Origin of the sequence: Nonlabens sp. (assembly GCF_018401815.1) — a bacterium.
GTDB lineage: Bacteria > Bacteroidota > Bacteroidia > Flavobacteriales > Flavobacteriaceae > Nonlabens.
On record NZ_JAGYKG010000001.1, the window covers coordinates 244,080 to 257,146 of the forward strand.

4 protein-coding genes are annotated in these 13,067 nt (G+C 37.9%); all 4 read right to left on the reverse strand.

The window, feature by feature from the left end:
- Window positions 1-276: 276 nt before the first annotated feature.
- The 4 genes from KG732_RS01195 to KG732_RS01210 all read right to left on the reverse strand — a co-directional run bounded on the left by KG732_RS01195 (window position 277) and on the right by KG732_RS01210 (window position 13,062).
- On the reverse strand, window positions 277-4,605 hold the full coding sequence (locus tag KG732_RS01195) for a BspA family leucine-rich repeat surface protein (RefSeq protein ID WP_213520423.1): 4,329 nt from the start codon (window positions 4,603-4,605) through the stop codon (window positions 277-279).
- 25 nt (window positions 4,606-4,630) lie between these two features.
- Window positions 4,631-8,746, reverse strand: a complete 4,116-nt coding sequence (locus KG732_RS01200; protein WP_213520425.1) for a hypothetical protein — start codon at window positions 8,744-8,746, stop codon at window positions 4,631-4,633.
- A gap of 2,155 nt (window positions 8,747-10,901) precedes the next feature.
- Entirely contained in the window at window positions 10,902-12,398 is a 1,497-nt protein-coding gene (locus KG732_RS01205) for a hypothetical protein (RefSeq protein ID WP_213520428.1), read from the reverse strand.
- A 52-nt stretch (window positions 12,399-12,450) separates the two neighbouring features.
- Window positions 12,451-13,062 (reverse strand): hypothetical protein, encoded by a 612-nt coding sequence (locus tag KG732_RS01210; protein WP_213520430.1) that lies wholly within the window; start codon window positions 13,060-13,062, stop codon window positions 12,451-12,453.
- Window positions 13,063-13,067: the final 5 nt, after the last annotated feature.

The following is a 13,067-nucleotide window of genomic DNA, read 5'->3' on the forward strand; positions in this document are numbered from 1 at the left end:
ATTAACAGTAATAGGTCAACAAAAAGTTGCGCTTTTTTTAAAAGAATGCTTCGCAATAACCCCCTTGAAGGAATCACAAAAAATAAGAAGAAAGGTATTTATTGAACAACCAAATGCGGTTTGCACGACTATTGACCTGCACCTCATTTAATACAGGGCCTGTCAAATTATCGCAATAGTTATGTGATACTGCCTTCTTTTTAGTTATTTAGGTTGGGCTATTCCCTCCTTTAAGGGAAACACCAACAGCTTGTTATGATATACCCATTCTAAACATTATAATCCGTATCTTACCTTTACAGCATTGTAATTTTGTTGGATTTCTGCTGCTGTAAGTACTCTATTATAAATGAGAACTTTGGCAATGGTACCGTTAAACCGATAGGAAGATCCAGCTCTAGATCCTATATATAACTTATGACTTGTGTAATTTCCACTGTTGTCATTGGCAAGAGTAGGGTCAATGGCACTACTTGGAGCATTATTATCAATATAAATTAAAGTTTGATCAGTAGCATTTAAACTTCTATCCGTTGTCGCTGAAAAAAGATGCCAATTATTATCATTTATAGCAGCTATTGAATTGCGCACGTTATAACCTTGATTTTTGTCCGTAAATTGCATTTTATCGCTATTTTGAAAGACGCCAAAAGCATTATTGGAATTCCAATCAATACTATGCTCCATAATCATTTCAGCACCAGTAGTTGCTGTTTTTAAAATGATTTGAATGCTTAGCTTATCTGTACTTGAGAGGTCCAGATTGTTGTAGGTCACAACATAATCATTTACCCCATCAAAAACCATAGCGCCATTATTCGCACTAGTATATCCAACACCATTGACAAGCGTCCCGCCATTACCATTACCGCTGATATCTGTCCACGTAGTGCCTGTTCCCGAGTAACTTGCTGTATTACCCGCATCCAAATGCATGATTAAGCCCGAAGTGACTAAATTCTCATATGGGTCTTGAACAGCACCATTTTTATTTAAACCCAAATTACCACCTATCGATCCATTTGCATTGACAAAGTTCACATCAGTACTTGAAATGCCTCCGTATTTTGAAACTAAATCTTTTCCCAAAACCGTTAGTAGTGTTGAGATCGAATTTCCTTCATAGTTTGCGTCTGCCGCTTGTGTGGCCGTAATGGTGGCCGTACCTACACCGGTAAAAGTGATTACCGAACCGCTTAGGGTAGCGACGGCGGTATTGTAACTGGTATAGACTATCGGGTTGGAATTGTTTGTGGTGGGTGGCACAATGGTATGTGTTCCCGTAAAATACTGTTTGGTAATTGCTGCAAAGGTTCCATAGGTAGAATTTGCAATATCTAAAATGGTGATGGTAAGGGTTTGTGAAGTAGCATTGCTGGCAGCATCTATTGCTATTATCTCCGCAACATAGGTATTAGAATTTAAAGTACTTGCAGGTGTTTCAAAATCGGGAGCTGTGTTGAAAACTAAATTACCGTTATTATCTATACTTAGTAAAGCTTCATCATTGGAATTACCTAAAGACCAAGTTACAACTTCATCTGCTAAAAATGTGTGAACCGCAGCAATATTTTCATTTATAGATATCGTGCTATTTAATCCAGAAGCGCTACTCGGACCTGTAATAATTGGATATTTAAAATCATTTAATTGGGCCGTATTATTACTTTGTGTTGTAGCTGCCGCATTTCCAGAAACATCAAAAATAGAATTTACTACAGGTGTTACGGTAAGCAGTTCTGTGCCGTCTGGAGTTCCATTAATATCCATTCCTAAAACAAAAGTTAGATTATTGGAAGCAGAAATACTACTTGGTGTAGTTGCATTTAATGTTGCTGACCCTCCTGATAACGAATATAAAAAATCGGAACTTTCTAGGGAACCACTAGCTACATCCGTGCGGTACACATTTTCACTAAAAGTGATACTAATAGTTGCGTTGTTAGATGCTAATGTACTACTTACTATAAAAGGAACTATTGTATCAGCATCCATACCGCCATCTGTAATGGTCCAATTTTTATTTGCTATTAACGTAGTGTTTCTAGCCGTTAAAACACTGGTTTCGTTTGAATACTTACTACTCCCAAAATGAGCATTTAAGTTGATAGGCACTAAGGATTCACCAGAATCTAATGTAGACCAACCCAACAATAATGCATCATAGTTTGCTCTTGATAATTTACCACCTGCTAAAAAAGAGAATAACTTAGTCACCCTTGAAATATTCCAGGAACTAATATCTTGATTAAAGGACGTTGCAAAATAGAACATGTAATCCATATCAATTGTTTTATTGGATTCATTGGTAAATTGCCAATTGGCTAAACTTTGGTTAAATTGATATGCATTATGAAACATTTGCCTAAAATTTGTTACTTTCGATACATTCCAGCTATTTATATCTTGATTGAAAAGTGGTGTATTAAAAAACATGTAACGCATATTGGTTACATTTCCTGTTTTAATTCCCCAATTTAAAGGCGCATTGAAAATTGGCATTTGTTGAAACATTCCTTCCATATTAGTAACGCTAGATACATCCCAATTACTTAAATCTCGATTGAATACATTATTGGAATTAAACATATTTGACATGTTAGTTACGTTTGAAACATTCCAACTGCTGATATCAATATTAAAAGCATCTGCATTTTGAAACATGCTCGCCATATTGGTTACGTTACCTACATTCCATCCACTAATATCTTGAGCAAATACGTTTGCGTTGTTAAACATACTGGACATGCTGGTTACGTTGGCTACATTCCAACTGCCAATATTTTGATTAAATGAGGTGGCACCTAGAAACATATTTGCCATAGATGTAAACCGTTCTGTATTCCAATTCGAAATATTTTGATTAAAGGCAGTTGCATTTTGAAACATGAAACTTGCATTAACATTCTTAGCAGGATTTGTTGTAAAAACCCAACTAGAAATATCCCCGTTAAAAGAAGTACATTCTTGAAACATTTGACGCGGGTCGATTAGATTTCCAACATTCCAAGAATTTAAACTTTGGTTAAAGCTATTGGTTCTGTAAAACATCAAATTAGTGCTCGTTACGTTGGAAACATCCCAACCGTCAATATCTTGGTTGAACTGAGGTGCCTCTGCAAACATTCTTTGCATGTTGGTTACGTTACCCGTTTTTATTCCCCAATTTAGAGGAGAATTAAAAACAGATGCACTTTGAAACATGTAAGTCATATTTGTAACACTAGACACATCCCAATTACTTAAATCTTGATTGAATACATTATTGGAATTAAACATATTTGACATGTTAGTTACATTTGAAACATTCCAGCTACTGATGTCAATATTAAAAGCATCCGCATTTTGAAACATACTCGCCATATTGGTTACGCTACCTACATTCCATCCGCTAATATCTTGTGCAAATACTCTTGCGTTATTAAAGATGTTAGACATGTTGGTTACATTGGCTACATTCCAATTCGAAATATTTTGGTTAAATGCTGTTGCATTTTGAAACATCGAACTTGCATTAACATTCTTTGCAGGATCAGTTGTAAAAACCCAACTAGAAATATCCCCGTTAAAAGAAGTACATTCTTGAAACATTTGACGCGGGTCTATTAGATTTCCTACATTCCAAGAATTTAAACTTTGGTTAAAGCTATTGGTTCTGTAAAACATTAAATTTGTGCTCGTTACGTTGGAAACATCCCAACCGTCAATATCTTGATTGAACTGAGGTGCCTCTGCAAACATTCTTACCATATTGGTTACGTTACCAGTTTTTATTCCCCAATTTAGAGGAGAATTAAAAACAGATGCATTTTGAAACATGCTCGCCATATTGGTTACGTTGGCAACATTCCATCCGCTAATATCTTGTGCAAATACGTTTGCGTTATTAAACATGTTAGACATATTGGTTGCATTGGTAACATTCCAACTGCTGATATTCTGATTAAAATTGGAAGCATTATTAAACATAGCATCAAATGTATTCACTCTAGAAACATCCCAATTTGAAATATCACCATTAAATTGTGTTGCAGATTGAAACATGGTAGAAAAAGAAACAGTTGCAGTAGGATTAGTATTTAATGTCCAATTGGCAAAACCATTAGTTCCAGTTATAGAACTACAATTTAAAAACATGTACTGAAAATTGGTAGTAATGCTAAAATCAGGGACATCTGTAGCATTTACCTCTAAATTGTTAGCTCCATAAAAAGACCTATCCACTGAAGCACCCCATTGCCCGTTACCCCAACTTTCTATGGTTTTTAATAAAAGTCTATTTCCAAAACTATTCACATAAATTCTAGGAAACCCAGTGGCAATATTAGTTGTAATACTTACCGTTTTTACACCTGCTGTGCTATAAATATGACTTATATTACCTGGTGATCCTGTTTTTGTTTCTATGGTTCCATCGCCCCAATCAATAGTAAAATCATAGCCACCTCCTGTTAAAGGGATGATTATATTGTTAGAACCATCCGTTTGCCAGGTAGTTACAAAAGGAGTTGGGGGTGTTTGACTATAATTTTCTAAAGAAAAAAAAGTTATACATATAAAAATAATTATCTTAAAATAGTTCATCAATAAAGTGTTTTTAGGCATTGTACCAAAACCTATTTAAATGTAATTAATAATAGTAATCAAACTGTATTCTATCAGAACCTGTTAAAGTATATCCTCCATTATTTGCAGGTACATAGGTTAACGTTGAACCAGATATAGAGTAAGCGGTATTGCTGATACGAATACCATTAACATACATCTTGACCTTACTGTTTGCTGAAGGTGCTTGTGTTAGAGTAAAACTTGTTTGAGATGTGATCGCTGTAAATTCATCAGTAACTTCTCTTACGGCTGCTGCTCCTGAAGAAACAGAACCATCGGCCATTAAAAACTGATTAGCTGTGCCACCAGATTTTACGAATCCGCTAGCGGTAATGGCACCACTTGTTTTTACATCGGTAATAGCTGTGTTTCCTAATTGAATAGTGTTACTTGCGTTAACAGTGGCACCAGAACCAATAGCTGTTGCGTTATCGATTGTGCCATTAGTAGCGGTTGCATTTCTACCTAAAAACGTACTATTTGTAAGCGTAGCTGAAATAGCACCTCTCGCTGCTGCTTCATGTCCTATTGCTGTATTACCAGATCCTTGTTCAGCATGTAACGCTGACTTACCAAAAGCGGTAATCGCAGAACTACTAGTGGCATAATAAACTGCTCCAAGACCTACTACAGTATTTGCATTTCCTGTAGTATTTCTATGTAATGCTTCTCGTCCAATAGCAACATTTTCACTTCCACTAGTATTATTTGCAAGAGCTAAACGACCTACCACAGTGTTGGTAGCATTATTTCCTAAGCCTCTACCTATGGTTAATTCATTAAACCTACCGTCACTGCTAAACGATTTATTTCCTGCAACCGTTTGATTGGTAGTTAAATCCACAAAATTTTGAGTTACAGATCCTGTTCCTCCATTGGCAACAGGTAATACCCCACTATAGGCAGTTGCTGTTGTAGAAGGTGTAGTCCAAGTAAGAGTGCCACTTCCGGTAGTGCTCAGTACTTGTCCACTATTGCCATGTGCTTTTGGATAGGTTACCGCATCAGCGGTTAGTGTTCCACTTGTTTTTACATTGGTAATAGCTGTATTTCCTAGTTGTACCGTATTATTTCCTGCGCCAATAGCATTGTAACCAATTACAACCTCATTTTGATCATTAGCGCCTAAAGGTTTGGTATATGCACCCAAAAAAACATTAGATGAGCCGTATTGATTTCCAGTAGTGCCATTAGACGTGTATCTTCCTGCATCTTTACCTAAGGCGGTATTGTCGTTACCTGTTGTATTGGAGCCTAATGAATAGCTACCAAAACCAGTATTGTAATTTCCTGTTGTTGTCCCTCTAACAGTATACATTCCAAATGCTGTGTTTTCTGCTCCTGTAGTTAAATTACCTAAAGCAAGCGGTCCAACTGCTGTATTAGCAAATCCACTAGTGGTTGCTTGTAATGAAGTATGACCAATTGCTGTATTATAGCTTCCTGTGATGTTTGCTTGTAATGCAGCATTCCCAACTGCTATGTTCAAGGAACCAGTCGTATTACTAGTTAAAGCATCATAACCTATGGCTACACTTCTATTTCCTGTGGTAACAGCATCTAAGGCTGTTACTCCAATAGCTACATTAGAATAAGCATTATTAGAGGTAACTGAAGGATTGTTTCCTAAATAAATCGAATTAGTCTCTACCAATGCATCAGTTAATCCATTTAAGTTTGTAACCGTTGAAGGCGTGGTCCAAGCTAGCGTTCCAGAACCTGTAGTCCATAATACTTGTCCACTGGTGCCGTGTGCTTTTGGATAAGTAACTGTACCCGCTGTAATTGTTCCGCTTGTTTTTACATTGTAAACAGAAGTATTTCCAAGTTGAATGGTGTTGCTTGTGGCTACAACAGCACCAGAACCTAGGGCGGTTGCGTTGGATAGATTATTTGCTCCAACGTTAGCTTCTGTTCCAATTATTGTATTATTGTTTCCTGTGGTATTAGTGGATCCTGAGCTCTTACCCACACCCACATTATTACTCCCTGTAGTGTGAATTAGCGATTGATTTCCTATAGAAGTATTTGAAGTTCCTGTTGTAATTGCCATCATTGACTCAGCACCTACAGATGTATTTCCTGAACCAGTGGTTAAACCAACCAAGTTAGCATACCCTATACTTGTATTATTATCGAAGCTAGTTCCCACATAATTTAACATGGCATTATTCCCTAGGGCTGTATTTCTATGTCCAGAACTCACTCCGTTCAAAGCGCCTGCACCAACCGCAAGATTTGCATCGCCTGTAGCATTTCCTTTACCTATTTTTTGACCATTAAATGTACCATTAGAGCTAAACGTTTTTGCACCAGCAACCGTTTGATTGGTAGTTAAATCCACAAAATTTTGAGTTGCAGATCCTGTTCCTCCGTTAGCAACGGCTACTATTCCAGAAACGTTTGTAGCAGTTCCTGCTGCAGTTAAATAAGTAGAACCATCAACTGTTCCATCTGCTTTTAGAAATTGGGCAGCTGTTCCTGTTGGTGTTTTGAATCCTGATGCCGTCGTAGTTCCTGATAGGGTCCAGTTAGTGCCATCGTGCTGTGCTTTTATGGCACTGGAGCCACCAGCACCATTTGCAATAATAATGTTAGATGTCAAAGTAGAACTTAGCCCTGTTACATTAGCCCCAATAATTGAATTATTACTACCTGCTGTAATTCCTAGTCCAGAATTATATCCTAAATAACTATTACTAGTTCCAGTCTGATTATTACCTCCTGCTTGAAAACCCATTCCCGTATTTTTTTCACCAGTTGTATTAGCTTGTAAAGACACTCTTCCTATTGCGGTATTATGTTTTCCACTCGTATTTGATGCCAGTGAATTTGTTCCAACTGCAGTGTTTTCATTTCCGGATGTATTCTCACGAAGGGCTTGAGTTCCTAGAGCAACATTATAGCTTCCGGAACTATTTTTATTAAGTGCTAAAGTTCCAAAAGCCGAATTAGTTCCTCCATCTTGATTAGCTGCCAGAGCCAACCGTCCAAAGGCAGAATTATCATTTCCCGATGTATTTTTCTGCATTGCATTATATCCAATAGCTGTATTATAGTCGCCTGTATTTAATGTTCCCAATGCATTTAATCCAAATACTGTATTAGTTGTTTTATTTCCACTTCCTTTTCCAAGGTTTAAACTATTAATTTTTGCATCAACACTAAACGTCTTAGTCCCTGCAATAGTTTGATTGGTAGTTAAATCCACAAAATTTCCGCTTACTGTTCCATACGTGATTTCCTTAGTGCTACTATTGTAAAATAAGCTATTTGTTTGTGATTCGCTTCTAATTGGATTTACATAAAATCCAGCATTAACAGGATTTAAAGGGCTAGCTGTTCCCGCTGCATTAATTGCAATACTGTTAGCCGCTTGATTTGATTGACCAGCGAAGGTTCCAATGGCAACGGCATCTTGTCCTTGATTATTCTGACCAGCTGCATATCCGATAGCTATCGCTTGATTTGATTGACTTGCTTGTGCTGCATTCGAACCAATTGCAATACTACTTTGGCCTTGATTTGCATCTCCTGCTACAGAACCTATCCCAATGGCACCTGTCCCCTGATTCGTTCTTCCTGAACCTCCTCCGATAGCAATTGTGTAATTTGATTGATTTGTCAAACCAGCTTCATTTCCAATAGCAACATTATTACTTCTTAACCCTAAGACAGTCTGAATTCCGGCAACATTAGTTCTTCCCGTACCTCCGTTAGCAACAGGTAATACCCCACTATAGGCAGTTGCTGTTGTAGAAGGTGTAGTCCAAGTAAGGGTGCCAGAACCATTTGTACTTAAAACCTGGTTGGCCAAGCCCCTTACCGTTGGAAACGTATTAGTACCTGCAACGAGCGTAGGAACTGTTACCGTACCTGTAAAAGTCGGTGAAGCTATAGGAGCTTTTGCAGCTAAATCAGTGGTTAAATTGTTGACCTTAGATTGTGCAATGGCTGCAGATGATGAAATATCTGCATCTACAATCGTTCCGTCTGCTATCATGGAACTAACTACTTTGCTTGCGCCTATGGTTGTTGCTCCTGCGTTAGTCATGGTTATGTCACCTGTCATGGTTACCTCTGTAGCGACATTAGAACCATCTCCTAAATACATCTTGCCATCAGCTAAGGTTTCCAAAGCATCAATATCTGTAGCATTGATAGCTATGTTTGTAGTGTTAGTAGTTATAGCGGTATTGTTGTTAGACCCACTGCTGCTTAATGCATTAATCTGAGTTTGTCATAACCATTACTAATCCAATAGCAGCATCAATCCATTGACAGATGGTGATGTTGAGTCCAGTAGTATTTGATCTTTGCATCGTTGGCAATCAACTAAATCTCTGCAATCAGGAATGATCCTGGTGTGCCTTAGTTGGCCAGGTTAGAACCATTCCTAAATACACCATCAACATCCTGTCATTGGTAGCGTTTGTATTGTTGTTAGACCCACCACTGCTTAATGCATCGATCTGAGTTTGTGCATCAGAAGTTAATGTTCCGATATATTGTAACTCTGCATTACTAACCAACTAGCAGCTCCGTGCATCCATCTGGCAGTCTAACATTATCATCTTATTGTCCAATTACTGCATCAATCTCCAACTACTCGTCGTTCATGGAACGATTTGTTCTTGCGGCAGGTAACATTGACCATCAAGTAAATTCCGTCTGAAGGTTGGGATGTCTGGATGGAGCCGCTTGTTCGTCGTATGCAGTTAACTTAGCTAAAACTCAGCGAAACCATCTAGCAGTATTTTGTTAAAAGAAAAATAAAAGTCAGAAGACCAAAACGACGCATTTGTTTTTGAGACATTTGATTGGGTACATCGTAAAGCATCCAGTATTGCCAATGTGTCCGTGTTATTTGATTCAGCGGTTCCGGCCAGTTGTTAAAGATCTACCATTGATATTGGTCTTCAACAGAACAGAAACTTTGTTAACACCACCCCAACGAAATCTCCTAGATGTCGAATCCGAAAGAGTGCTTGAGGTATCCAGTTGAGTTGGTAAGGGTTCAAGGGTGAAACTATACTCCTTCAAAACCAGCCAAGAGGACAAAATAATTCGGGTCTGTGGTGGTTACCGACTGACCATCACATTTTTCGGCAAGTTCCATAGTTGGAGCTAGAGTATTATTGGTAGACACTGCTTAAATTCTGAGTAATTTGTAACTATTACAACGTCAGCCAACTTAGCAGCATCAATTCCTGTAGCTAATTTAGCATTGGTGACATCGGATTTGGGGATGTTGGAGAGTGTCACATTTGCATTTTTAAGTTAACAACTACGATAGGAACAACCCTTTGTCTTAGTGACATCCAGTGGTTCCTGCGACAATCATTTTACCATCAAAGTCCAAAGCATCTTTGGTAGCGTTTGTGTTACACTTAATGCTGAGTTTTTATTGAACATTAATAAACTAGAGTTTAGCATTGGTGACAGATTGGGATGAGAAGTTTGCATTTTTGATAGATCAACTCTAGTTCGTCATGGACAACTATTGTGCGGTTGTGCGTTAGTCATGGTTATGTCACCATGGTAGCGACATTACCATACCAAGTATTAACGTCTCTAAAGGTGGTTTGTAGAGTTAAATTGTTGTTAGACCTTAATGCATTAATCTGAGTTTAATGTTAACTCATTACTAATCAGCCAACTTAGCAGTCAATTCCTGTAGCAATTTTCGATTGTGGTGATGCAACTTAGCAAGTCACATTTGTTTTTGATAAAAATCGTTCCAATCGGAACTAACTACTTTGGCCTTGGTGTGTCTGTCTTAGTGACATCAGTCATGGTATTATCCAATTGTGGTGTGATCAGCATTATGCAGTAGGCGAGATGAATTGGACAGCTGCAGTTGGGGACTGAATACCTGTAAATCACGATTCAAGTCCTTTTTTCCAACAGATCTTAAGGAAGATATGAGTTACCCAAAGTAAATAGTTAATTATTTGAACGGTTAAATTCAGTCAGAGATGTTTGTCAGAACTTATTTAAGTGTAACTTGATAGCGTAGGCGAATTTGCCCAACGCAGTGCGGTTGGTACTTCAGCAATATTATTCCAGATTATCCAAGCGGTATCTAGGTTTTGATTTTGAATAATTCCGCATTTACACGAAGGCGATAAGTATGGCGGAGGAGTCGCACCTAGTTTATCGATATTGGGTAGGGGTGTGAGGTCATTTTGAAAATTGATTCTTGAAATTGAATCGCGGTCCAAATTTCCGTAGCATTTAAGAAGTAGCTATTGGCGGAGGTCGGGGGTTTGAGTCGCATCATTTGAAGGTGCTTAGATATTTTGAAGGGGCGGTGGAGGTTGGCATCCACATCTGCTTGAAGCGGTCGCGTCAGCGATTTTGGCTGTGGTGATGTTGGAGTCTGCAATCTTAGCAGTAGTCACATTTGCATTTTTGATCTTCGCAGTTTCTACTGCATCGTTGGCCAAATCTCCAACTACAATCGTTCCGTCTGCAATCATGGAACTAACTACTTTGCTTGCGCCTATGGTTGTTGCTCCTGCGTTGTCTATAGTGACATCACCAGTCATGGTTACTTCTTGTGCATCCCCATTGGCGTCTCCAAGGTAAATTGTTCCGTCAGCTAAGGTGTTGATGGCTGTTGTGGCAGCATCCACATATGCAGTAGTAGCTATTTGAGATGAATTGTTTCCGACAGCTGCAGTTGGGGCAACTGGAATACCTGTTAAGGTAGGAGAAGCAGATAAAACAACATTCCCTGTACCTGTTACAGGATTAGAAACAAGTCCTTTATTTCCATCTGTAAACACTGGCAATGATCCCGTTAAGGAAGATATTATTGGCTGAGCTGTTAATGTTGTCACTCCACTTACTCCCAAAGTACCGCCAATAGTTACTTGACCAAATGTGTTATTTGAACTGGTTAAATTCAGTGCAGAAAGTGATGTTCCGGTTATTGTGTTTCCACTCACTGTAGTCGCAGAAACCGTATTTACATTTAACGTGTTTGCTGTAACTGTTCCGGATAGCGTAGGCGAATTTGCCCTAACGACATCACCAGTGCCTGTGGTTGGTACTTCTTCAGCAATATTATTGGCATCCCCAACATAGACTCTTCCGTTTTGTAAGGTATTAATTGCTGCAATAGCGGTATCGCTATCGGCTTCGTTTTGATTCACATCTGCTTGAACATTAGAAATCGCGGTGTCCAAATTTTCCGTAGCATTTACCACTGAAGTAGCTCCGGCGATGTAAGTCGCAGCAGTATTGGCGGTATAGGTACCATCGGCATTTAGGCCCGCTCCGGTTTGAGTCGCATCCAATTCTTCTTGTAGATCTAAAATTGCCATTAAATTACCTTCAATTAAAGCGGTATTTTCAGAATTTAAAGCATACAAGGCAAAAGGAACGAAGGTAAATGGCTGATTACTTATTTCAGTATAATTGGAACACGTGCCATTGACATTTAAATCTACTTTAAGGCTTTTTGCATTAGCACTCCAAAGAATACCTTGAAAAGTGCTGGCATAGCCAGCAATTTGATTTCCAGAACCAATAATTAAATTAACCATACCAAAAGCGTCCGTGCTAGTACTAATAGTTTCTTGATATTCAATTACTAAATCTTCATCCAAAATAGAAAACTGTAAGCATATGTTTTGATTGGATAAAGGTGAATTAAACTCATTTGTGCCAGGCAATTCTTGTTCTGCCGGGTTTATAATGACTGCTTGATATGTGATTCCATTTGTTTGAGAAATACCAGTTAACGAGGCAACAAATATTAAGGTAGCTAATATTCTTTTCATAATTTTTTAATTTATCTAATCCGTTTGCTAATGTGAGATTTAGGTTGAGTATTTATATAGGTATGTGGAGTCCAAATTGAAATTGACTATTGTTAATTATTAATTTTTCATCGGTGCTGTTTGATAAGTTGTAGACCTTAGAAAAATTATACCCTAAACTCAAACTTATTTCTTCAAAAACAAAATACTTTAAACTAGCTCCTAATAGAGGCTGTACTACTATTCCAGAAAATTCTTCGCTATTTTTAATATCGAAATATGAGGTGTTAATAAACTGATCTCCTCTAATAATAGTAGCGGTATTGACACCGGCTACGACTTCCACTTCCAAATCAGTGGATGCATATAGTTGATAAGACCCTATATGTTGTATTCCAAGGTAATTTGTTTCCCAAGTGTAACTATTATCTAGGTAGGAAGCAGAAGCGTTCCATTCATTATAGGTCAAACCAACAGAATAAGTTAATTTTTCATTTTCAAAATTAAAGAGGTAGCCAATTTCATAAAATCCACCAGATCCAGTTCGATAAGATATTTCAGGATTATTATTGGGGCTTGAAAAGTTAAATTCGGTGCTGTTTTTACCCGTCTTTATAAAAACCTCTTGAGAATGAAGGTTAGAAAACCCTAATAAAACAAGAGTTAGGAGTGCTTTTTTAATCATCTTGG

Excerpts from the sequence above, each read along its gene's own strand:
- KG732_RS01205 (WP_213520428.1), bottom strand. The coding sequence starts at position 12,398 with ATGAAAAGAATATTAGCTACCTTAATATTTGTTGCCTCGTTAACTGGT.
- KG732_RS01210 (WP_213520430.1), bottom strand. The coding sequence starts at position 13,062 with ATGATTAAAAAAGCACTCCTAACTCTTGTTTTATTAGGGTTTTCTAAC.
- KG732_RS01195 (WP_213520423.1), bottom strand. The coding sequence starts at position 4,605 with ATGCCTAAAAACACTTTATTGATGAACTATTTTAAGATAATTATTTTT.